Origin of the sequence: Ardenticatena maritima (genome assembly GCF_001306175.1) — a bacterium.
Lineage (GTDB): Bacteria > Chloroflexota > Anaerolineae > Ardenticatenales > Ardenticatenaceae > Ardenticatena > Ardenticatena maritima.
Genome location: NZ_LGKN01000006.1, coordinates 54,844 through 77,157 on the forward strand (window position 1 = coordinate 54,844; position 22,314 = coordinate 77,157).

At 57.1% G+C, this 22,314-nt stretch carries 21 protein-coding genes and 1 tRNA gene; 5 read left to right on the top strand and 17 right to left on the bottom strand.

Going from position 1 to position 22,314, the window contains the following annotated elements; translation table 11 throughout:
* Nucleotides 1-70: 70 nt before the first annotated feature.
* The 3 genes from SE16_RS11125 to SE16_RS11130 all read right to left on the bottom strand — a co-directional run bounded on the left by SE16_RS11125 (nt 71) and on the right by SE16_RS11130 (nt 2,555).
* Nucleotides 71-415, bottom strand: a complete 345-nt coding sequence (locus tag SE16_RS11125) for a hypothetical protein (RefSeq protein WP_054492282.1) — start codon at nt 413-415, stop codon at nt 71-73.
* A gap of 231 nt (nt 416-646) precedes the next feature.
* Nucleotides 647-1,456 carry a TIGR02391 family protein gene (locus SE16_RS15460; RefSeq protein ID WP_082374070.1) on the bottom strand — a complete coding sequence of 270 codons (810 nt, stop codon included), beginning with the start codon at nt 1,454-1,456 and terminating at the stop codon, nt 647-649.
* A gap of 499 nt (nt 1,457-1,955) precedes the next feature.
* The gene (locus tag SE16_RS11130) at nt 1,956-2,555 is read right to left on the bottom strand and encodes a hypothetical protein (RefSeq protein ID WP_054492283.1); all 600 of its coding nucleotides are present in this window, start codon (nt 2,553-2,555) and stop codon (nt 1,956-1,958) included.
* A gap of 311 nt (nt 2,556-2,866) precedes the next feature.
* On the opposite strand from SE16_RS11130, the gene SE16_RS11135 reads away from it, so the two are divergent.
* A tRNA-Asn gene (locus SE16_RS11135) sits at nt 2,867-2,942 on the top strand.
* 74 nt (nt 2,943-3,016) lie between these two features.
* Here SE16_RS11135 and SE16_RS11140 read toward each other — a convergent pair.
* The 4 genes from SE16_RS11140 to SE16_RS15830 are packed head-to-tail and all read right to left on the bottom strand — an operon-like array spanning nt 3,017 to nt 6,755.
* On the bottom strand, nt 3,017-4,087 hold the full coding sequence (locus SE16_RS11140; protein ID WP_060687607.1) for an AIR synthase family protein: 1,071 nt from the start codon (nt 4,085-4,087) through the stop codon (nt 3,017-3,019).
* 24 nt (nt 4,088-4,111) lie between these two features.
* Nucleotides 4,112-4,786 carry a Maf family protein gene (locus SE16_RS11145; protein WP_082374299.1) on the bottom strand — a complete coding sequence of 225 codons (675 nt, stop codon included), beginning with the start codon at nt 4,784-4,786 and terminating at the stop codon, nt 4,112-4,114.
* On the bottom strand, nt 4,783-5,940 hold the full coding sequence (locus SE16_RS11150; RefSeq protein WP_054493350.1) for a M48 family metallopeptidase: 1,158 nt from the start codon (nt 5,938-5,940) through the stop codon (nt 4,783-4,785). Before SE16_RS11150 ends, SE16_RS11145 begins: the two co-directional genes overlap by 4 nt.
* A gap of 17 nt (nt 5,941-5,957) precedes the next feature.
* Nucleotides 5,958-6,755, bottom strand: coding sequence for a hypothetical protein (locus SE16_RS15830; RefSeq protein WP_054493349.1), 798 nt, complete (start codon nt 6,753-6,755; stop codon nt 5,958-5,960).
* Nucleotides 6,756-6,926: 171 nt separating this feature from the next.
* On the opposite strand from SE16_RS15830, the gene tdh reads away from it, so the two are divergent.
* Together tdh and SE16_RS11165 are read left to right on the top strand one after the other, a co-directional pair.
* Nucleotides 6,927-7,970 carry an L-threonine 3-dehydrogenase gene (gene tdh, locus SE16_RS11160; protein WP_054493353.1) on the top strand — a complete coding sequence of 348 codons (1,044 nt, stop codon included), beginning with the start codon at nt 6,927-6,929 and terminating at the stop codon, nt 7,968-7,970.
* Between the two features lie 31 nt (nt 7,971-8,001).
* Nucleotides 8,002-9,195, top strand: a complete 1,194-nt coding sequence (locus SE16_RS11165) for a glycine C-acetyltransferase (protein WP_060687609.1) — start codon at nt 8,002-8,004, stop codon at nt 9,193-9,195.
* A gap of 76 nt (nt 9,196-9,271) precedes the next feature.
* On the opposite strand, the gene SE16_RS11170 is transcribed toward SE16_RS11165, so the two are convergent.
* From SE16_RS11170 to gatC, 7 genes are all read right to left on the bottom strand, one after another.
* Nucleotides 9,272-10,564: a Glu/Leu/Phe/Val family dehydrogenase gene (locus SE16_RS11170; protein ID WP_060687681.1), complete on the bottom strand. Its 1,293-nt coding sequence runs from the start codon at nt 10,562-10,564 to the stop codon at nt 9,272-9,274.
* A 79-nt stretch (nt 10,565-10,643) separates the two neighbouring features.
* A complete protein-coding gene (locus tag SE16_RS11175) occupies nt 10,644-11,879 on the bottom strand; it encodes a Glu/Leu/Phe/Val family dehydrogenase (RefSeq protein WP_054493352.1) in 1,236 nt (411 codons plus the stop codon).
* Between the two features lie 95 nt (nt 11,880-11,974).
* Complete coding sequence (gene gatB, locus SE16_RS11180; RefSeq protein ID WP_054493346.1) at nt 11,975-13,432, bottom strand: Asp-tRNA(Asn)/Glu-tRNA(Gln) amidotransferase subunit GatB; 1,458 nt, start codon at nt 13,430-13,432, stop codon at nt 11,975-11,977.
* Between the two features lie 23 nt (nt 13,433-13,455).
* The gene (locus SE16_RS11185) at nt 13,456-14,655 is read right to left on the bottom strand and encodes a pyridoxal phosphate-dependent aminotransferase (RefSeq protein WP_054493345.1); all 1,200 of its coding nucleotides are present in this window, start codon (nt 14,653-14,655) and stop codon (nt 13,456-13,458) included.
* A 33-nt stretch (nt 14,656-14,688) separates the two neighbouring features.
* Entirely contained in the window at nt 14,689-15,681 is a 993-nt protein-coding gene (locus tag SE16_RS11190) for a sugar phosphate nucleotidyltransferase (RefSeq protein ID WP_054493344.1), read from the bottom strand.
* Between the two features lie 17 nt (nt 15,682-15,698).
* Nucleotides 15,699-17,168 (bottom strand): Asp-tRNA(Asn)/Glu-tRNA(Gln) amidotransferase subunit GatA, encoded by a 1,470-nt coding sequence (gene gatA / locus SE16_RS11195; RefSeq protein WP_054493343.1) that lies wholly within the window; start codon nt 17,166-17,168, stop codon nt 15,699-15,701.
* A 40-nt stretch (nt 17,169-17,208) separates the two neighbouring features.
* Nucleotides 17,209-17,505 (bottom strand): Asp-tRNA(Asn)/Glu-tRNA(Gln) amidotransferase subunit GatC, encoded by a 297-nt coding sequence (gene gatC, locus SE16_RS11200; RefSeq protein WP_054493342.1) that lies wholly within the window; start codon nt 17,503-17,505, stop codon nt 17,209-17,211.
* Nucleotides 17,506-18,038: 533 nt separating this feature from the next.
* Between gatC and SE16_RS16035 the strand changes: the two genes are divergently transcribed.
* Nucleotides 18,039-18,257, top strand: coding sequence for a hypothetical protein (locus SE16_RS16035; protein WP_161804538.1), 219 nt, complete (start codon nt 18,039-18,041; stop codon nt 18,255-18,257).
* Between the two features lie 99 nt (nt 18,258-18,356).
* On the opposite strand, the gene SE16_RS11210 is transcribed toward SE16_RS16035, so the two are convergent.
* The 3 genes from SE16_RS11210 to SE16_RS11220 form a co-directional block, all read right to left on the bottom strand.
* Nucleotides 18,357-19,280, bottom strand: a complete 924-nt coding sequence (locus SE16_RS11210) for a TolB family protein (RefSeq protein ID WP_152918146.1) — start codon at nt 19,278-19,280, stop codon at nt 18,357-18,359.
* A 22-nt stretch (nt 19,281-19,302) separates the two neighbouring features.
* Nucleotides 19,303-19,815 (bottom strand): hypothetical protein, encoded by a 513-nt coding sequence (locus tag SE16_RS11215; RefSeq protein ID WP_054493339.1) that lies wholly within the window; start codon nt 19,813-19,815, stop codon nt 19,303-19,305.
* Nucleotides 19,816-19,889: 74 nt separating this feature from the next.
* Entirely contained in the window at nt 19,890-20,771 is an 882-nt protein-coding gene (locus tag SE16_RS11220; RefSeq protein WP_082374201.1) for a carbonic anhydrase, read from the bottom strand.
* Between the two features lie 430 nt (nt 20,772-21,201).
* On the opposite strand from SE16_RS11220, the gene SE16_RS11225 reads away from it, so the two are divergent.
* Nucleotides 21,202-22,305, top strand: coding sequence for an iron ABC transporter substrate-binding protein (locus SE16_RS11225; protein WP_054492820.1), 1,104 nt, complete (start codon nt 21,202-21,204; stop codon nt 22,303-22,305).
* Nucleotides 22,306-22,314 lie beyond the last annotated feature (9 nt).

Consider the following 22,314-nt stretch of genomic DNA (forward strand, 5'->3'; position numbering starts at 1 on the left):
ACTTATCGCCGCTTCGCGGTGTCGGCTGGATACGCGGATTAGGCTGGCATTCTAAATTATCATCCCTTGGTTATCCCATAGACAAACGGACGTATCTGACACCAGAGTCGCGCGCCCATTCAACCACACGCAGGAGATCAACCAAATCCTGTTTGAAGAATCCTTTTACAAAGTATGGCTTGGAAACGCCAAGTCTAAAGAAAACATCGGGCGAATTGTCCAAGGCTTGAATGAATGTCTGAAGATATTGAATCAGTTCCTGAGGAGATTGCCAAGCAGCTCTATTCATTTCCATCTGCTTGCGCCATTCCACTTCATCACCATGGCCTTCAGCCAACCAATCTTCAAGACTGATGTCTTCTGATGCCACCTTCAACAAGGGTTCGATCTCAAGACCAAAGTGCTCTTTTAGCATCCCTACAACATCTGGATCGTATCCAACTTGCCATAGATGCTCAATGAAAACATAGATGCAGAAGAACCTTGGAGTTCATTTTGGTGAACCAGTATAGACACGGTTGACCCGTATCTGTTGCGAGATGTAGGGTGAACATGTTATTGCCTCCTAACGGTTTGCGATTCAGCCGCAGTGCTACACAAGGGTAGTGTCGGCTCTAACTTGCTAGTTAGTTAGGTGGTCAGATGATTATACAGTCGTATTCTCAGATTCATCTATTAATTTTATAAGTAAATCTACAAGGACTAGCAATTTCATTGCCATTTGTTCATTCTCTTCAACGGTCCTGTGCATTCGTGGGTTTCGAAAGACAGCATAGGCTCCAGACATAAAATTACGTGCTCCAACTCGTTCTGATGGTACGGTTCCATAACTCAGATTACCATTTCCACCATAAGCCTGATTTATAAGATTTTCACCATAGAGTTCTAATCCGGCACCAATTCTTTTACGAAGGTGAGATTCAAACGAGGTAAACGCATATTGCACAATCGCTTGAGGATTTCTTCGTACATCTGCATACGTAATACGTCCTAAACTACGTGCTTCCAATGAAACAGGCATAACTTCACAAATGAGCTCGCCAGTGTTCTCTACTACTCCTTGAACTTTAGTTCTCAATCTGTCCACCACTGTCATCAGCTGATTGTTTGAAAGAACAAATTGGTCTAAATTTCTATAGGATTTTACTTGCTGAATAAGATCTATAACATCGTTAACAGCCTCTAGGAGTGTGCTAATGTCAAGGTACAGGCCACAGCCTCTGAAGGCAATTGCTAGTGCTTCTGCTCGATCTCTGATTCTTCTTGCACACTCATCAATGCTCGAGAGATGTACTTGAAGTTCTACAGGTTCATCAACCCCATCACGATATCCTACGCTTTCCATATTTTCCAAATATGAGATGATGGCAGCATCGTGATAGAGTTCTCCCAAATCGCAAATGATTTGACTTATCAGAGCACTAGACTTAACAGCCAATTGTCCCACTCGATGCATTTTTTTCTCCTGAATGCCGCTATTGTGAGTCTGTTTGGTCCCTTAAGGGGCGGTTGCAAGCGCATGTTAGCCAGCGTTAGATGGCGTAGTAGCCTACGACGTGGGCACGCCTCCACGCGCTTGTGGCAACACACCACCACACCGCGCTTGCCAGCCCACCAACACGCCCCCGCATCTAACCAGTCCCCACCTTTCTGAGAAGGTGCACACAAGCCGTCTTGCCCTTCAGTTAGTCAGTGCTGGAATGAAATGACAAGCAACGCCGACAAGCCATAGCCTCACTCTTCGTTCGTCACGCCAGGTCAAGCGGCCTGCTTGGACCGGCTGTGTGTGAAGATGGCGGCAAGGTGTCTACAGCGTTCTTGCCATCACTTGAGCAATGTCTCCCCACACGAGATGGAGCGCTGACAAAGAGGCCTTTCTGGTACGGTGTGCGCTTCGTCCTGTCAAAGTACAAGCGAATGAGAGGCTGGTTAGCCTGTCGCACGATTTAATCAAATCATATCCATCCCTTGGTGTACTTGCAGTAATTGTACTCGTCTATTGCTTTCAATGGATTTCGGCCAATGGTTTGTTCTCCACCAAGGCTTTGAACTTGCTCCTTCACAATTCGCATAAAACGACAGTACCTTTCGGCATTTGTGCCTATCTTCCCTAGGGGAAAACCGTAAGCCTTAGCTATAGCGCGGTCCCAAAGGGGAAAGAAATGCGGTGCTAGCAAATGCAAACACTTTGCAGCACCTACAGGGCCAAGTATCACCTCAAAAGCCTTGAAAACACTCCTAATTTTGCCTTCGTCCTCTTGGTTAAAGTCTTCTATAGACCGTTGCCTGAAAGTGAGCAATAGCGAATAATGGTCACTGATAAGTCGCTCTATGTCGGCAAAATGTTGGCTATCAAATTTTCTATATTGATAGAACATCTTGTTCCAAGTCTGCAGGAGTACAGCCAAAGCTTCGGCAACACTCAATGATGTCCTGCCTTCCAGTGCAAGTGATACCAATTCCGTTGCAGCACGATAAAAAAGATCTCGGGGCTCATTTGCCTCAAAAGATCGCCTAGCTGCTTCAATATCCTGTATGGTTGGTATTTGAACCATTCGTCTCTCTTGCCTCAAGACAGGCTAACTATTGATTAGACACACCACCTCAGAAACAACAACAACAGCGGATTCCATCTTTGCCACCATTATTATCCAGCACACAGCCTGTGTCAACCCCCCAGAGGTCTCCAAAGCAACAACACCCTCACCAAAGAGCCAACAAAGCGCGAGGGCACATCCTTCTCCAGTGTCTCTTGCACCTCTGTGGGAGGCAATCTGCCCAATCCGGTAGTGCGTTCAGATTGTTGGAACAGTTCATTTCCCAGATTTGACAACTTTCCACCTTCGACTATACTTGCGCGCGGTAATCCTCGGTAGCTCAATTGGCAGAGCGCCCGGCTGTTAACCGGGTGGTTGCAGGTTCGAGTCCTGCCCGGGGAGCCACGAAAAACGCCCGACTGAGAGTCGGGCGTTTTTGCTTTGTCAGGCGCAACCAAACAAACAGATACCACTCCGCCTCATGTCAACTTCTGTTCAACCGCCCACGCATAAGCGCGCCAATAGGGGTCTTCCCGCGGCGGCGTGAATGGACGCTCCCCGTCTACATCCACAAGCATCAACCCTTCTTCACGCGGGCGCAATTCGCCAACGTCAAAGGCGGCTATGCCTTCATCAGCCAGCGCCTGTTGAACCGCCGCCACGCGGTGCGGGCGTACTGCCAGAATCAACGTGCCTTCGCTCAGCGTGATCAACGGGTCGAGATCGAACGCACGGCAAATACACGCCGCTTCCTCGCTCAGCGGCAAAGCGGCTTTGTCCACCCGCACACCTACCCCCACGCCCAACGCCAACTCAGCAATCCCGCCCAGCACACCCCCTTCGGTCGCGTCGTGCATGGCGCTCACCCCCGCATCGCCCACCCCGACACGCACCGCTGTCAACGCATCGCGCACGGTGCTCAACTGCCAGAGCATGGCTTGCGCACGTTGAAGCAACTCGGCATCGCACATGTGGCGCAGAAAATTGGGAAACAGATGGCTGAAATAGCCCACCGCCGACAACGCAATCCCCTTCGTCACGAGCAGGCGATCGCCCGGCTGCGCCATCTCGGTGGAGACCACCAGCCGGTCGCGTTCCCCCACCGCCAACATCGTCAGACTCCCCACGATGGGCCCCATGACGCCCTCATACCGCCCGGTGTGCCCCGTCACAACGGCAACCCCCAATTCGGCAAAAGCCGCGTGCATAGCGTCCCAATAGCGGCGCATCTGTGCATCGCTCATGTGCGGGGGAAAAGCCAACGTGGGGATAGCGTACATGGGCGGCAACCCACTTGTCGCCAAATCGGACGCGACCAGTTGGACCGACAACCAGGCGGAGGCTTCCATCCCCAGACGTTCAATAGCGGCGATGGGGTCAGTGGTGCTGACAAGCACACGCTGGGCGTCCAGTGCAATCACGCCCGTATCCACACCCACCCGCGGCGGCACCAGCACTTCGGGACGCGGCGCTCCCAAACGGGCGAGAATGGTGCTTTCCAGCAGATTGGGGGGCAGTTTGCCCAGGTGGTCGCTGGATGCGGCACTCACGCGCTGTTGCTCCCTTCCCGTTTTTCAGGTCTGCTGTTCGACATCGGGCATGACGTAGTTGGTGATGGCGCAGTGATAGCCGTAGCGAATATCGCAATGCGTTGGCGGCGTATCGGGCAGGTTGACACCCAAGCGGCGCAGGTTGCGCACTACGTGGCAAACCGGCAAGCCCATCACATTCGCCGGACACCCCACAACCTTTTGCACAGGCGCAAACTCGACGTTTTGCACGGCATAGGCGCCCGCTTTGTCCATGGGGTCGCCGGATGCGATATAGGCTTCGATCTCCTCGTCCGACATGGCGCGCATGAAGACGGTACTTTCGCAGGCTTCGGTAATGGTTTTGCCCGTTGCGACCTCAATCACCGTGATGCCGCTGATGACGCGGTGGCGCTCGCCGCGCAAGCGCTGAAGCATGGCGCGGGCTTCATCAGCATTGGCGGGCTTGCCCAAAATATCGCCACGGTGAATAACGGCGGTATCCGCCCCGATGACAATGCCTGCGGCAAGCGTTTCCGCCACGGCGCGGGCTTTGAGCAGGCTCAGGCGTTTGGGGTATTCCGCCGGCGGTTCGCCGGGCAAGGGGGTTTCATCAACATCGGCGGCGCGCACGTCAAAAGGTACGCCGAGCAACGCCAGCAATTCACGCCGACGCGGCGAAGCGCTTGCCAAGATAATGGGCGGTGGTGTGTTGATCATGTTGGTTCTCCCTGAACAGTTGATTCGGACTGCATGAAACGATGGGCGGCTTCAATCCGCTCGCGGATGGGTGGGTGCGAATAGAGCAACCAGACCACCCAACGCGGCGGGTCGGCTTCCGCCAGATTTTGGTTTGCCAGGCGGGTCATGGCGCGGGCAAAGGCTTCCGGTTTGCCGGTGGTGCGCAGGGCAAACGCATCCGCCAGTCGCTCGCGCCAACGTGAATAGGCATTGCCCAGCGGCATGGTGATGAGCGCGAAAAGGCTCATCGCCAGGACGAAAAGCGGCAAGCCGGCGATATCGGCAACGCCCTTCAGCCCAAACACGCCCACGCCCCACTGCAAAAAGCGGTGCGCCAGGTACAACCCGCCAAATGTGAGCAGGCTCTGCACGAGAATGCCCAATTCAAGGTCGTGGTGGACTTGGTGCCCCAATTCGTGCGCAAGGATGGTTTCGATTTCGTCGGCGTCATACTCGTTGTAGAGGGTGTCGCCCAGGGCGATGCGTTTCGTGCGCCCCAGCCCCATGACCATGGCATTCGCGGCGCGCGTGCGTGAACTGAGGTCGATGGTGTAGACGTCGGCAATGCGTACTCCCACGCGCTGCGCCAGACGTTCAATGCGGCGACGCAATTCTTCGTCATCGAGCGGTGTGAGGGTGTAGAACAAGGGAACGATGAGCACAGGCGCGAGTTGCCCCAGTACGATGGTGAGGAAGAGCAGGAACATACCGCCAAAAATCCACCAGGTGGTGGGGTAGGCGCGCAAAAGCCAGTAAAGCACTTCGGCGATGGGAATGCCCAGAAGCAGCGAGAGCGCAAACGATTTCAGTTGGTCAATCAACCAGCCACGCGGGGTTTGGGTACTCAATTCAAACCGGTGCGGCAGGACATAGCCTTCATACCAATCCAGCGGCAGAAGCGCCAAGGTGTAGGCTGTCATGCCAAGCGCAACATACGCCGCCACCAGCGCCCACGGTGAATGCAGACCATGCGCAACCAGCCAATCACGCAGCCACACGGAGAGCCCGCTGGCTTGCACGAAGACCAACCCGCCAAATGTCAAGCCGATGTTGAGCAGTAACAAGCGGCGGCGTATGCGTGCATATTCGCGCGCCCGTGCCTGTCGTTGTGGGTCAAGCCGCGGTTCGTTCATCGTGCTTTCTCCCTGCGTTATGGCACCGCCGGCACAATCACACGCACGGTGCAGGGCGGCGGGAAGTTGCCGGTGATATCCACCACAGTCAAACGCAGCCAGTAGGTGCCGGCTGGGAACGCCCCCGCCGGCCAAGTCGCGAGCAGGCCGTTTTCCACCGGCTGGCGCACCACATCGCCAATAACAGCCCACGCCGAATCGGCAGGCTGTTCACCAGGCGCGAATTCGACTTTGTAGAACTGAAAGTTGGGAATGTTGGCGGTCCCGATAATGGCGACGCTACCGCTCACGGTCTGGTTCATGCCGGGCGAGAGAATACGCACACCGGGGTTGGGGCAGTTGGGCGGGATGACCTGCGGCGTCGGCGTCGCCTGTGGCGTTGGAGTAGGCGTCGGTGTCGTCGCCGGCGTGGGCGACGCCAGCGGCTGCACGGGCACAAGCGGCGTGGGCGTGTTTTCAATGACAGGCGTGGGGGTGGCTGTTGGGATGGGCGTCAACGTCGGCCCGATGATGGGGGGCGTAGGTGTCGGCGAAGCCGCCAAGCCCAGCACCGGCATTTCATTGGACGGCGCCGCAGGGCGCAACACCACCATGTTGAGGTAGGCAGTCGTCAAGACCAGGGCGGCAAACATGCCCGCAAGAAGAAACGCGCGCTGTGCATCGCGGCGGCGCTCTTCGCGTTCCAGCGAAAAAATGGAGTAGCGCGCTTCTTGCCAGGCAATGCGCCCGATGTTGAGATAGAGGAGCACCCCCAGAAGCCCCACGATGTAAATCAGCCAATCGTATTGTTCGATGTAAGCCAAAATGGTTTCCATACGCTTTGTTCCCTCGCCCCCTCGTCCTCTTCTGAGCGTTCAGATTGTATGGTATGCCGAAGGCGTGTCAAAGCCTTTTGCGTCTGCCGAACAAAGGCGGCATTCGCATTTCATGTTAGCCATGCTATACTGCGCCCGACAAACCCTCGAAGAGGAGGCTTCTCAATGAAGATGAAGGCGCTTGCCAAAACCCGCCCCGCACCGGGGCTTGAACTCATCGAAATTGACGTTCCTACTCCGGGTCCTCATGACGTTCTCATCAAAGTGACTGCAGCCTCGATTTGCGGCACCGATGTTCACATTTACCGCTGGGATGAATGGAGCCAACACCGCATCAAACCCCCGCTCATTCTTGGGCATGAGTTTGCAGGTGAAATTGTCGCGCTGGGTGAAGCCGTCACAGGGCTGGAAGTAGGCATGCCTGTCTCGGCGGAAGGGCACATTGTGGACCACACCTGCGCCGCCTGCCGCGCCGGGCAAGCCCATCTCTGCCGCAACACGCAAGTGATTGGCATTGACCGCCACGGGGCGTTCGCCGAATATGTGCTGGTGCCCGCCGAAAATGTCTGGGTGAACGCGCCCGATACGCCGCCGGAAATCGCCTCGCTGCAAGACCCCTTCGGGAATGCCGTCCACACCGCTTTTGCGTTTGACCTGGCGGGACAGCATGTGCTGGTGAATGGGTGTGGTCCTATCGGGCTGATGGCGATTCCTGTGGCGCGCGCTATTGGCGCGAAAACCATTTTCGCGACCGATGTCAACGAGCAACGACTGGCGCTGGCGCGTCAAATGGGCGCCGACCACACACTCAACCCCCGCCATGATGATGTCGTCGGCGAGATTCTGGCGGCGACCGAGGGCGACGGGGTGGATGTGGTGTTGGAAATGAGCGGCGCCGCGCCAGCGATTCGCACCGCGCTGGAAGCCTTGCGCCCCGGCGGGAAAGTAGCCGCCCTGGGGCTTGTCGGTAATGCGCTGGAACTCGATTGGAGCGACCTGATTGTCATCAAAGGCGCCACCGTGCAAGGCATCTACGGGCGCAAAATCTGGGACACTTGGTACCGTATGCGGGCGCTCTTGCAGACAGGTGCGGTCAATTTGGCACCGCTGATTACGCACCGCATCGCGCTTGACGAGTTCGAGCGCGGGTTTGAGTTGCTGATGAACCCCGGCGACGAAGTAGTCGCCAAGGTGGTGATGTATCCCAACGCGTAGCCCAACAAATGCTGAACAAGGAGGATGGCGCATGAACACACAACATGACCCGTTAGCCTGGATTGACGATGAAATTGCCGCACTGAAAGAAGCCGGGTTGTACACGCATATTCGCGTGATTGATTCACCCCAAGGAGCGTGGCTGACGATTGACGGTCGCCGCGTGCTCAATCTCTGCTCGAACAACTACCTGGGGCTTGCCAACCATCCGCGCCTTGTCCAAGCCGCCAAAGAAGCCATGGACAAGTATGGCGTGGGACCGGCAGCGGTGCGCACCATTGCCGGCACGATGTCGCTCCACGTGGAATTGGAGCGGCGGTTGGCGGCATTCAAAGGCGTGGAAGCCGCCATCACCTTCCAAAGCGGTTTCACGGCGAACCTGGGCACGATTCCCGCCATTGTGGGGCGTGAGGATGTGATTTTCAGCGACCAACTCAACCACGCCAGCATCATTGACGGTTGCCGTCTGAGCCGCGCGAAAATCATCGCCTATCCGCACAATGATGTGGACGCGCTGGAAGACCTCATCAAGGAACACCGCGGCAACTACCGCCGCGCGCTCGTTGTCACCGATGGCGTATTCAGCATGGACGGCGATATCGCCCCCTTGCCGCAACTGGCGGAAGTCGCCAAGCGGCACAACTGCATTTTGATGGTGGATGACGCGCACGGCGAAGGCGTGTTGGGGCGTGGCGGCCGCGGGATTGTGGACCACTTCGGTTTGCACGGCATTGTGGATATTGAAGTAGGGACGCTGTCGAAAGCGTTTGGTGTGGTGGGCGGCGTCGTGGCGGGCAGCAAGCGGCTGGTGGAATGGCTCCGCCAGCGCGGGCGGCCGTTCCTCTTCTCCAGCGCGATGACCGTGCCCGATGTAGCGGCGTGCCTGGCGGCGCTTGATTTGCTGGAAGAAAGCACCGAACTGGTTGACCGCTTGTGGGAAAATGCGCGCTACTTCAAAGCCGAAATGCAGGCGCTGGGCTTCGACACGGGGCAAAGCGAAACGCCGATTACACCGGTGATGTTGGGTGAAGCGCCGCTGGCGCAAACCTTCAGCCGCCGCCTGTTTGAAGAAGGCGTCTTCGCCACCGCCATTGGCTACCCCACCGTCCCGCGCGGCGCGGCGCGTATTCGCGTCATGCCGAGTGCGGCGCACACCAAGGAAGACCTGGACTTTGCGCTGCAAGCCTTTGCCAAAGTGGGGCGCGAATTGGGCGTGATTGGCTGAGCGCACACCTTGCCGACAACAAAACGCGGGGCGCACATGTGCCCCGCGTTTTTCGTGCTCGCTGCCCAATGCGTGTTCAGGGCCAAATGCCCCGGTCGAGCGTGGCTTGCGCCACACGTTCAATCGCGCAGACGTAAGCCGCCGTGCGCAGGGGAACGTCCAGCCGCTCGGCCGTCGCCCAGGTTTTATCCAACGCCCGCAACATGACTTTGCGCAACTGCTTTTCAATTTCCTCTTGCGACCAGAAGAAACTTTGCAAATCCTGCACCCACTCGAAATAACTGACCACCAACCCGCCGGACGCCGCCAAAATGTCGGGAATGAGCACCACGTCGGGCTTTTCAGCCGCCAAAATGCGGTCGGCGCGGGGCGTGACCACGCCAGGCCCCCCTTCGACGATGACGCGGGCTTGCACCAGGTGGGCGTTGTCAGCGCGAATCTGGTTGCCCAGCGCCGCCAGCACCAGGATGTCAACCGGCATCGTGAGCAAATCTTCGTCGCCAATGGCTTCGGCGCGCGGGAACCCCGCCACCGAGCCATGCTCGCGGGCGTACCGCTGGACTTCTTCCACATCGAACCCGGTGGGGGCGTAAATGCCGCCGCCCATGTCGGTAATCGCGACAACACGCGCCCCCCGCGACCACAAGTAGCGGGCGGCGTGTGAACCCACACGCCCAAAGCCCTGGACGGCAACGGTGGCGCCTTCCAGGGGCATGTTCAGGCGCGCCAAAATCTCTTCGGTCACATACGTCAAGCCCAACCCAATCGAGCCACGCCACCCCACTGTACCGCCCAACGGTTCCGGCTTGCCGGTCGCAATCGCCGCCACGGAGTAGCCCTTTGCCATGGAAACCGTGTCCATAACCCATGCCATAATCTGCTCGTCCGTATTGAAGTCGGGCGAGAGGATATCTTCCTCAGGACCGATGTTGGGCAAAATATCCATGACATAGCGGCGGGTCAGTCGTTCCAATTCCTTCTCGCTCAGTTCAAAGGGATTGACGGCAACGCCGCCCGCCGCACCGCCAAAGGGAACGTCAACCAGCGCCGCCTTCCACGTGTTCCACATGGCAAACGCCGTCACTTCCGAAAGGGTCAAACCGGCATGGTAGCGGATACCACCATGCGACGGACCAAGCGTCACGTCGTGCTGAACGCGGAAGCCGTCAAAGACGCGCACACTGCCGTCATCCATGATGACGGGAAAATTGACAATCACCGCGCGGTCGGCATGGCGCAAAAATTCAATCAACCCGGCTTTGAGTTTGAGGTACGGCAAAGCACTTTCAAACTGCTCAATGGCGATATCGAAGGGATTGGGACCGCTGGCAAACGCCCCGGTTCGGTGGCGCAATCGGCGCAACGGCATATCGGCTTCTGTTGAAGAAATGCGATAGGTCATATATGCCTCCTTGCATATTGACAAGTAGCGAGATGAAAGGGAATGCTCATGGATAAAAACCGCGCAGTTTGTATGCGGTCGCCACACGGCTCAGCGCCAGCATGTACGCCGCGACACGCAACGGTACATTGTGTTCCTGCGCCAAGGTATAGACCTGGTCGAACGCGCGCACCAGAATTTTGCGCAACTGCTGGGTGACCTGTTCATCCGTCCAGAAGAAACTTTGCAGGTCTTGCACCCATTCAAAGTAGGAAACAATCACACCGCCGCTGTTGGCGAGAATGTCGGGAATGACGTGGACACCTTTTTCGCGCAAGATGGCGTCGGCGGCAGGCGTGATGGGGGCATTGGCGGCTTCCACAATCACACGGGCGCGGATAGTTTCCACATTGTCAGCCGTGATAATGTTTTCGACAGAGGCGGGAACAAGCACGTCACACTCCAGAGCGAGCATGTCAGCGTGCGAAATAGGCTCACCATGCGGATACCCGACGACTGTTCCCGTTTCTTCCTTGTAGTTGTACAAATCACGGATATCGAACCCATTGGGGTTGTAAATCGCGCCGCTCCGGTCGCACACGGCAATCACGGTTGAACCGAGGACGTGTTCAAGCATGTACGCTGCTGTGACGCCCACCTTGCCAAAACCATGCACCACCACGCGCGCCCCCCGCAAATCCAGCCCAATGCGGTCGGCAAATTCACGCAGAACGAACACCACACCACGCCCCGGCGCACGTCGCCGCCCCGCCGAGCCGCCAATGACCGGGGGCTTCCCTGTGACGACCGCCGGCACCGAATAGCCCTTGACCATCGAGTACGTGTCCATAATCCACGCCATGACCTGCTCATCTGTGCCGAGGTCAGGGGCGGGGATATCGCGTTCGGGACCAATCAGCAAAATAATTTCAGTGGTGAAGCGGCGGGTGAGGCGTTCCAGTTCGCCTTTGGAAAGCGTTTTGGGGTCGCACAACACACCACCTTTAGCGCCGCCAAACGGCAAATTGACGACGGCGGTCTTCCACGTCATCAGCATGGCCAGCCCGCTGGCTTGTTCGAGGGTCAAGTTGGGGTAGTAGCGCAAGCCCCCTTTGGCGGGACCTCGCACCGTGTTGTGGTGGACGCGGAAGCCGGAGAACATCTTGACGCTTCCATCGTCCATCTTGACGGGGAAATGCACATCGAGAATGCGCTGCGGGACATAGAGTTGGTCGCGCACGCCCTGGTCAATCTTCATCAATTCGGCGGCTTCTTCGTAAAAATGGGTCGCGACTTCTTGCATGGTTGGGCTATCGTTGCCGTTCACAAGCCTCCTCCTTGAGGTCTTTTCGCTTTTGCACACGACGGGGCGGGCGTTATCACCCGCCCCGTTTGGCTCTACTGGGTTCGTCGTGCTTCCAGTTCCTGCGTCAACAAATCCAGCACCACTGTGGGGTTGGCTTTGCCGCGTGTCGCGCGCATCACTTGCCCCATCAGCCACTTGGCAACCTGTTCACGCCCGCCAAGGTAGGCGGCGACTTCGTCGGGGTGTTCGTCAAGCACCTGGCGCACGACGCTCAGCAAGGCATCGGTATCGCTCACCTGCTTCAAGCCTTTGGCTTCGACAATCGCGGCGGGCGACTGCCCCGTTTCCAGCACTTCAACGAGCACCTGTTTGGCGACGTTGTTGTTGATGTCGCCCTTTTCGACCAGGGCCAGCAATTCCACCAGGTGCGCCTGCGTCAGCGGCATGGTCTCGAAGGACATTTCGCGTTCACCCAGGCGGCGGAACAATTCGCTGGTAATCCAGTTGGCAATGGTCTGGGCGTTCACGACCGGTTGGCTTTGCGCCCCCAAGCGCACCGCTTCTTCAAACCACTCGGCGGTGGCACGGTCGGCTACGAGCAAGCCGGCGGCGTATTCGCTCAGCCCATATTCGGCAATGAAGCGGGCGGCTTTCTGGTCGGGCATTTCGGGCAACTGGGCGCGGATGGCGTCCACCCATTCGCGGCTCACGGTCAGCGGCGGCAAATCGGGTTCGGGGAAATAGCGGTAATCGTGGGCTTCTTCCTTGGAGCGCTGCGAGACCGTGCGGTTCTCGCTTTCCACCCAACCGCGCGTTTCACGCACCACCGCGCCGCCGCTTTCCAGCACCTCAATCTGGCGCTGGATTTCGTATTCGAGCGCGAGTTTGACACTGCGAAACGAGTTCATGTTCTTGACTTCGACCTGTGTGCCGAAGCGGTCGCTGCCTTTGGGGCGCACGCTCACATTTGCGTCCACACGCAACGCACCGGCTTCCATGTCGCCGCTGGAAACGCCGAGATAGCGCAAGATGGTGCGCAATTTCTGCAAGAACAGGCGCGCTTCTTCCGGCGAGCGGATATCGGGCTCGGTGACGATTTCCATGAGCGGCACGCCGCTACGGTTGTAATCCACGAGCGCCTTGCCGCCCATGTGGTAGAGCCGCCCGGTATCCTCTTCAAGGTGAATGCGGCGAATACCGACGCGACGGGTCTCGCCTTCCACCTCAAATTCAAGGTAGCCGTTGCGAGTCAGCGGCAAATCGTACTGCGAAATCTGATAGGCTTTGGGCAAGTCCGGGTAATGGTAGTTCTTGCGGTCCCACTTGGTAAATTCGGGAATCTCGCAATTGAACGCCAGCCCGGTGAGGATGGTGTATTCAACCGCACGTTTGTTGATGACAGGCAACGAACCGGGCAAGCCCAAACAGACCGGACACACATGGGTGTTGGGCGGAGCATCCTGGTAAGCGGCATCACAGCCGCAAAACATTTTCGATTGTGTCAGCAACTGGGCATGGACTTCCAATCCAATGATGGCTTCGTATTCCATAGAGATTCCTCACACGTTCCTTTTTACTTCGCCACCCGCACGCGCTGTTCACGCTTGACGCGCGCCACAAAGCGGTCCATGCGGTTCAATGCTTCTTCGATTTGCTCATACGCGGTGGCGTAGGCGCACCGCACAAAGCCTTCCCCGCTGGCGCCAAAGGCGTTGCCGGGGATCACCGCGACATGCTCTTCCTGCAACAAACGCATGGAAAACGTTTCGCTATCCAAGCCCGTAGGACGTATATCCGGGAAAGCGTAAAAAGCGCCGCGCGGCTCAAACGTTGGCAACCCAATGGCGTTCAATCCGTCCACAATCAAGCGGCGGCGGCGGTCGTAGGATTGGCGCATCCGCTCTACTTCGGCTTCGGCGTCCGGCGATGTGAGCGCCGTAATAGCCGCGTACTGGGCGATTGTGGGGGCACTCATAATCAGGTATTGGTGCATTTTGCGCATGGCGGCAATCAGCGGCGCGGGACCACACGCATATCCCAAGCGCCAACCGGTCATCGCGTAGTCTTTGGAAAAACCGCCCAGGTGGATGGTGCGTTCACGCATGCCGGGCAAGGCGGCAAAACAGATATGCTCGACGCCGTACACCAGGCGGTCGTAAATTTCATCGCTGAACACGAGCAGGTCGTGGCGTTGGGCAACGTCGGCAATTTCAAGCAGGCGCTCACGTGTCATCACCGCGCCGGTGGGATTGTTGGGGTAGCCAATCAGAATGGCTTTGGTGCGTGGTGTGACGGCTTGCTCGATCGTCTCGCCCGTGACCTGGAAGTCATGCTCAACGTAGGTGGGCACATACACCGGCACGCCTTCGGCCATGGCAACATTGGGACCATAACTCACAAAGCAAGGCTCAGGGATGATGACCTCTTCACCGCTTTCGACGAAACTCGCGGCGGCGAGGAAAAGCGCCTCACTGACGCCCACCGTCACGAGCACTTCTGTATCGGGGTCATAGTGCACGCCGTAACGTGTTGCCAGCATCTCAGCGATTGCGCGCCGAAGTTCCGGCAAGCCGCTGTTGCCGGTGTAGGCGGTTTTACCGGCTTGCAAGGCGGCGATACCGGCTTCGATAATGGGACGTGGCGTGACAAAATCCGGCTCACCAATCCCTAGCGAGATGACATCGGGCATGTCGTTGAGGATGTCGAAGAACCGCCGGATACCGCTCGGCGGCACCTTCCGAATACGGTTGGCAAGAAAGCGTTCGTACTCCACGGCGTGCTCCTTCCTCTCCCCCTGCACGTTGCTTCATCGGCTAAAATCAACCGATGATGAATCCCCCACGTTGAGGCGACGATACCGCCCGCGCACGGTCGCCCCTTTTCCTACGAGCGATTGGTCAAGCATGGTGGCTTCGATATGGGCATCCGCATCAATAATGCTATCACGCACAATGGACTCAACAATGGTGCACCCTTCCGCCAACGTCACGTAGGGGCCCACAATTGAGTCGCGAATGACCACATTTTCGCCAATGTACACAGGCTGCACAATGGTACTGTTTTCCAGCACGGCGCTTTCGGGCACTTCCAGATGGTTCTTTTCCAGCAAATAGCGGTTGGTGTGCAAAATAGCGTCGGGTGTGCCGCAATCTTCCCACACCGAAACAGGCCAGGCTTCCAGTTTGGCGCCCCGCTCAATCATCAGTTGCAGGGCGTCCGCCAGGAAGTATTCGCCCTTTGTCATGATGTTGCGGGCGATAAGTTCATCAATGGCTTCAAACAAACCCTGATAATCTTTGATGTAGTACACACCAATGACGGCAAGGTTGGAAATCGGTTCGCTCGGTTTTTCGACAAAACGGGTGATATAGCCTTCGTCATTGAGCGTCACCACGCCAAAACGGCGCGGGTCTTCAACTTCTTTGACAAAAATCACCCCATCGGAGGAGATGTTGCGCAAACCGGCCAAATCGGCTTCAAAAATGGTATCTACAAAGATGATGAGCACAGGCTCATGCACGAATTCGCGCGCCATGGCGATGGCATGCGCCTGCCCTTTGAGTTCGGTCTGCTCTGCGTAGTGCGTGCGAAAATCGTAGTTGGCTTCGACGTATTCCCGAATCTGGTCGCCAAGATACCCCACGATGAAGGTGATTTCTTCGACGCCAATCTCTTTGAGCATGTCCAAAATATGCCCTAGCACCGTGTTGCCCGCCACTTGCATGAGCGGCTTGGGCTTGGTGTAGGTATGCGGGCGCAAACGGCTTCCAAATCCCGCAACGGGAATGATGACATGCATGAGCGACTCCTTTGTCTTTATGCGTTTGTCAGGGACGGCACGGAAGTATGCCAGTCGGTGGCTTGTTCGTACACGTGCGCCATTTGTAAGAGCGTGGTTTCATCCCATGCACGCCCAATCAACTGCAACCCAACGGGCAAGCCGTCGGCAAAGCCGCATGGAATGCTGATGCCCGGCAAACCAGCCAGGTTGACGGTGAGCGTGAAAATGTCAGCAAGATACATTTGAATGGGGTCGTCGGTGCGTTCACCAAGTTTGAACGCCGGCACAGGTGATGTCGGCCCCACCACCACATCAACCTGCTGGAACGCCTCTTCAAAATCGCGGCGGATGAGCGTGCGCACTTTCTGCGCTTTCTTGTAGTACTGGTCGTAGTAGCCCGCCGACAAGGCATATGTACCCAACATAATGCGCCGCTTGACTTCGGGACCAAAACCTTCGCCGCGCGATTTGGCGAAGAGGTCCCAAATATCTTCGGTGTGTGCCGCGCGATGGCCATAGAGTACGCCATCATAGCGCGCCAGGTTCGACGAGGCTTCCGCCGGCGCAATCAAGTAGTACACGGGCAAACCGTACTCGCTATGGGGCAACGTAATGTCCACGAGCGTTGCGCCAAGCGATTCATAGGTTGCCAGCGCAGTTTGCACGGCGTCGCGCACACCGGGATGCAAGCCGGCGTTGTCGAGCCATTCGCGCACAACCCCCAAGCGTTTGCCCTTCACGTCCGCTTTGCTCAACGCCGCCAGGTAATCAGGCACAGGGTGCTGCCCCGAAGTCGAGTCCAGCGGGTCGTGCCCGGCAATGACCGACAGGAGCAAGGCAGTGTCGGCGACGGTGCGTGTCAGCGGGCCAATCTGGTCGAGCGAGGAGGCGTAGGCAATGAGGCCGTAGCGGCTTACACGCCCATAAGTGGGCTTCAAGCCGACAACGCCACACAGTGCGGCGGGTTGGCGCACGCTTCCCCCTGTATCAGTGCCAAGCGCGGCGGGGGCTTCGGCGGCCGCCACGGCGGCGGCGCTTCCCCCGCTGGAACCGCCCGGCACGCGGGAGGTATCCCAGGGGTTGCGTGTCGCGCCAAAGGCGGAGTTTTCGGTCGAAGAGCCCATGGCAAATTCATCGGTGTTGGTTTTGCCCAGAAAAACCGCGCCGGCCTCGCGAAGTCGTTGCACCACAGTGGCATCGAAAGGCGGGACATAGGTTTCAAGCATGCGCGAGCCGCATGTTGTGCGAATACCCGCCGTCGAAATCACATCTTTGATAGCGAGCGGAACCCCCAAAAGCGGTGCGTTTTCCCCTTGCGCACGGCGTTCATCCGCCTGGCGGGCTTGTTCACGCGCCACATCGGGGGTCACGGTGAGGAAAGCGCGGATATGCGGCTCAAGCGTTTCGATACGCGCCAGATAGGCGTCGGTCAACTCCTGCGCGGTCGTTTCGCCTTCGTCGAGCAGTCGTTTGATCTCAACAAGGGTCAAGCGTTCGATATCCATCGTTCAGCAACCTTCTTGAATCGTGTTTGTCGTGGAACCGTTATGCGTGTTCTTCCAGCACCGTTGGCACAATGACAAAGCCATCTTGCGCCTGCGGTGCATTTGCCAACGCCGCATCGCGTGGTAACGAGGGGCGCACAACATCGTCGCGCATGACACCTTGCACATCAACAGCGTGGGCAGTGGGAGGAATGGCGTCGGTATCCAATTCTTGCAATCGCTCGGCGTAGGAAAGAATGGCCGACAATTGCGAACGGAACATCTCTTTTTCGTCTTCACTCAGCGCAAGGCGTGCCAACTGGGCAATGTGTTCGACCTCTTCACGTGTCAAAGCCATATGAACACCCCATTCATTTGTTCTCGAAGCGGCGCTATTATACTCGCGAATGATGAGATGGCGAATGCCATTCAAAGCCTGGGAAGAAGTTTCACGCCGCACCATGCAGATTCCCAAGCCTTCCCAAACGTGCGCATTGACAGGCGCATACCGGCAAAAAATCAACAAAAGTTTATTTGTCTTGTCAACTTCTTGCTAAAAATTTGACAGAAATTCCTATTCTCTTATAATGTAGCGTGTTCGAGGAAAGGGTTGAGCAGATGACACGAGTGAGTGAACTTAGCAACCAGCGCCGTACATACGAAAGGGCGTGAGCACGATGGGCTCTCACGCCCTTTTTTCTTTGGTCAAAGCCCATCATGAAGAAAGAAAGGATGCGGCAGCCTATGTTTGGATCAAAAACCCCCTTCTTATTTCCGCATGAAAGCGTTCCGCACCTTCGTGATTGTCGTTCCGACAAGGCCTGGGTTGAACTTGTTGACCACGTTGCCACCCTTCCCGAAACACATGAAGACAGCCTGGCGTTTCAGCTGATGGTGATTCACATGGCTGGATGCCTGCGCTGCACCAACTACAAAGCCAATTTGGGATGCACGGTCTGCTCACAACGCGCTGTCCGCAACACCAAAGCCCCCATGAGCACCATCATGCGCTGGTTCAAACGCGCCCAAAATGAGGTGCGCGAGTTTCTGGCAACATTCACTGAAGAAAATAAAGCCGTCGCCGGCGGCGATGACAGACGCGCCGCTTAAAGAAAGTCCAGACAAATTGAACCCCGCCTGCGAAGAGGCGGGGTTTATTTGTTGCGGTGGTTTTTATTCGGAACGCATGAGGCCTTCGCGCCAGGCTGATTACTCGTCCGGCTCCATCGCGCCGGTTGTCAGCGAATATGTCCACGTGGTTCCCTGATCATCCACCAACTGGATATGCTCACTTGCCTGCCAGATGACATCGAGGAAGGTCTGTTCGTCTGTTGCCAGCACCCGCTGAGCCTCCTGACTACTTGCATCGAAAAGGAAAAGCCGCGATGGGCCAGCAGGTGGGCAGAGGGTCTGCACAAACAAAAGCGCCACCCGTTCGCCGTCGGGCGACCAGGCAACGCCGGCTAGCACCCCCTCTTGCGGAAACGACCAGCGCGCGATTTCGCCGCCGTCCACATCCCAGAGCGCCAGCGCCGACGGCTCAATAACCGCCAGGCGTTGCCGGTCGGGCGAGAAGATGGCGGACCACATCACTTCGCGCCGGCGTGTCTGGACATCAAACCGCGCGACAGCCCCCGCCCAAAATCCGCACCCGTCCGGGACGCCTTCACGCGTAGGTGTGTAGTAGAGATAGCGGCTATCCGGCGACCAGAGAAGCAGGTCAAACCCTGCCGCGCCAAGGCCGCCACAGGCTATCGTCTGCTCATCAACCTGCACAATCGCCCCATCGGTCGCCCGCAGAAGCAGCACTTCATAGGCATATTCGGGTCCTTCGCTCCCAAACGCCACGCAATCGTAAACAAGTACCTCTGCTTCCCACATCCCATCCGGCGAAGAGAGCGTCTTGTAGACTCGCGGCGTTTGCTGTGCCGCCACGGTTGCCGCCAGGTTTGGTGTTGCCACGGGGGGCGGTGTTGGTGAAGGCGACGCTGACGCAGTTGGCGTCGCGCGCGTTGCTGTTGGCGAAGGCGTCATCGTGGGCAAGGGGGCGGACGCCTCACGAGCAGACACACACCCACTTATCAACAACACACATGCGACCAACCATACGCCATACGCAGAAGATTTCAGCATGCTTATAAGCACATCCTTTTGTCTATAGGTTGCCTTTCCACACATTCCACACATTCAACATGCGTGCAGCCAACGCAGCAGCCACCTCGGCACGCTGCTCCCCGCCTTCCCACACCATCCCCACAGCCTCATCTGCCACCTCTTCCCACACCGCTTCCACAAAGAGACGCCCTTTCGGGAGTTGATAGGCCGCGCCGGCCATTTCACCATGCGGCGGCCATTCACTTTCAACATCCCAAAAGATGCCCATCTGCTCTATTGCCTTCGTCGGCACGCCGGCCGCCAACAAGTGTTGGGCGATCATCATGCGCAAAGGCTCCTCCCACGCTTCCTGTACATACGCCACACACATTCGTTGCAACGTCTCAGCCTCTTCGCGCACCCATTCGATCAAGTCTTCTTCAAGAGGATGCTGCCAATGGGCTTCCAGCGTTCCCCAGCGAAAAGCAATCTCACCGTCTGTTTCTTCAATGTGCCATGGCGCCGGTTCATCTATGTACCCTGTCACTTCACGAACCAACATATCGAGATGCATACGCTCCCCTCCTGAGATGGCGCATGAGACAAAGAAGGGGGGCTGCTTGCCCCCCTCTGCACTGTTCTCCTTGCTCAGACCAGCGAGCGCCGCCGTATGACCAGCCCCACGCCCGCCAGCGCGACACCCGCCCCCATCAACCACCATCCCACGGGTACCGACGCACGCCCCGTTTCCGGCAGCATTTGCGGTGCCCCGCCAACGTAGAACAAGCGTTCATTGAGCGGCTGAACAGGGCGGTTGTTGTGGTCGTAGATCGCCGTGAAAGCCGCAATCTGTTCCGCCGACATCTCCACCGGCGTGGCCATAACCACCCACTTGACGCCCTCCGTGCATGGCGGCGTCGTAAAAGAACCGTCATAGCGATAGTAGGACAAATCCGCCGGCAACAAATCCATGGCGTTGACACTGACTCCCTCGATCGTTTGCGGCTCGCCAACATCTGCCGGCAGGTGCGCCCATACCGGTTGATAGGCGGCGTTTTCAGCCCCCTCACGAATAAAAACCCCGACTACAGCATACTCGCCATCCTCGCTTTGGTGCACAAAATGGGCTTCAATGGGGAAGAACTGCCCCTGCATGGTGTGCTCACTGGGGGCATGGAAATGGAATTGAAGCAGATTGTACTGCTTGCCTTCGAGCGTCATGAAACTGCCCTGGTCGTATTCCACCTTGATCGTGTGCCCATTGTTGACAATCGTCAGATTTGTGGGGTCATACACAAATTGAATGTCAGGTTGATTGAGCGGCGCCCATTCGGGGATATCAATCGGCGATTGTTCGCGCCCCTGTGAGCACGTCGCATACTCTGGGCTCAATTCTCCCCAATGCTCAGGCCCATGTTCGCCCTCATAGCCCCATTCCGCGCCTCCTTCTGCGGCGACACCTCCGGCAAAGAGCAGAACGCCCACCCACACCAACAAGACCGACAACAAATTTCGCGCAGACTTACGCATTGCGTTCCTCCTTTTTGCAAAATTGACAAGGTTGGGCACAACTGCGGGGGTACAACCATCTCTGTCGCTACGGAGCACCTCCTTTCTATGAAGCTTCTGACGTCAAACCTTCGCTGATAAAGAAGTAAAAAATCATCATGGAAATACACCGACACACACCACAACGTTGAGATACAACTACGAGGAGACGAAGAAAGCACCATTGAAGAAATCAAACAACAAGCACATCCTATCAAGGCACACAGGCAATGTCAACCCAAAATCTTTATGTATTCAACCTGCTTTGCGCCTCGCCCGCCAACAACATGACATATCTCATCCCCAAAACATGACATATTGTTGAGTAAATCACTTGACATTATCGTGAACCCATATATCTTACAAGCCCGCTTTGAGAGATAAACTATTCGTCACAGGAGGCACACCACCTATGTCACGCGCAAAAATCAGCCTTTTGTTCACAGTTCTGTTGGTGGCGATCTTCGTCATCGCTTGCGGGAACAGCGGCGGCGAAGCGACGCCTGAACCGAGCGTCAGCCCGGAAGCCAGCGCCAGCCCCGAAGCGAGCGCAGAACCGGGACACAGCGATACCGACCTGGAAAGCGGTGGGCTGGTCATCTATTCGGGCCGCTCCGAAAGCCTGGTGGGTCCCATCATCGAGCAGTTTGAAGAAGAAACCGGCATTGACGTGAAAGTGCGCTACGGCGGCACCGCCGAAATGGCCGCCACCATTCTGGAAGAAGGCGAACGCTCGCCCGCTGACATCTTTTATGCACAAGACCCCAGTGGTTTAGGGGCGGTTGCCGTGCAAGGGCTGTTCCAAACATTGCCCAACGATATCCTCGAAACCGTTGACCCGCGCTTCCGCGCCGACGACGGCTCGTGGGTAGGCATTACCGGCCGCGTCCGCGTGGTTGTGTACAACACCGAACGTCTCTCCGAAGACGACCTGCCCACCGACATGTGGGGCTTTACCGACCCGCAGTGGAAAGGGCGCATCGGCTGGGCACCCACCAACGGCTCGTTCCAGGCAATGGTGACAGCCATGCGCGCCATTTGGGGCGAGGAACGCACGCGCGAATGGCTGGAAGGCATTCTCGCCAACGAACCGACGGTCTATGAAAACAACACATCCATCGTTGCGGGCGTTGGCGCAGGCGAAGTTGACGTCGGCTTTGTAAACCATTACTATCTCTACCGTTTCCTGGCTGAACAAGGCGAGTCCTTCCCGGCGCGTAATTACTTCTTGCCGGGTGGCGGTCCTGGTTCGATTGTCCTGGTCTCGGGTGTGGGCATTCTGAAGAACGCCGAACACCAGGAAGCCGCCGAGCAGTTCGTGCGCTTCCTACTCTCAGAAGAAGCCCAATCGTACTTTGCTGAAAAGACCTACGAATACCCGATGAACCCGGCCGTCAAGCCTTATGGCGACCTGCCGCCGCTGGACTCGCTCAACGTGCCGGACGTTGACCTGTCGAACTTGACCGACTTGCAAGGCACGATCGAACTCTTGCGTGAGGTTGGAGCACTGCCGTAATGGCACACA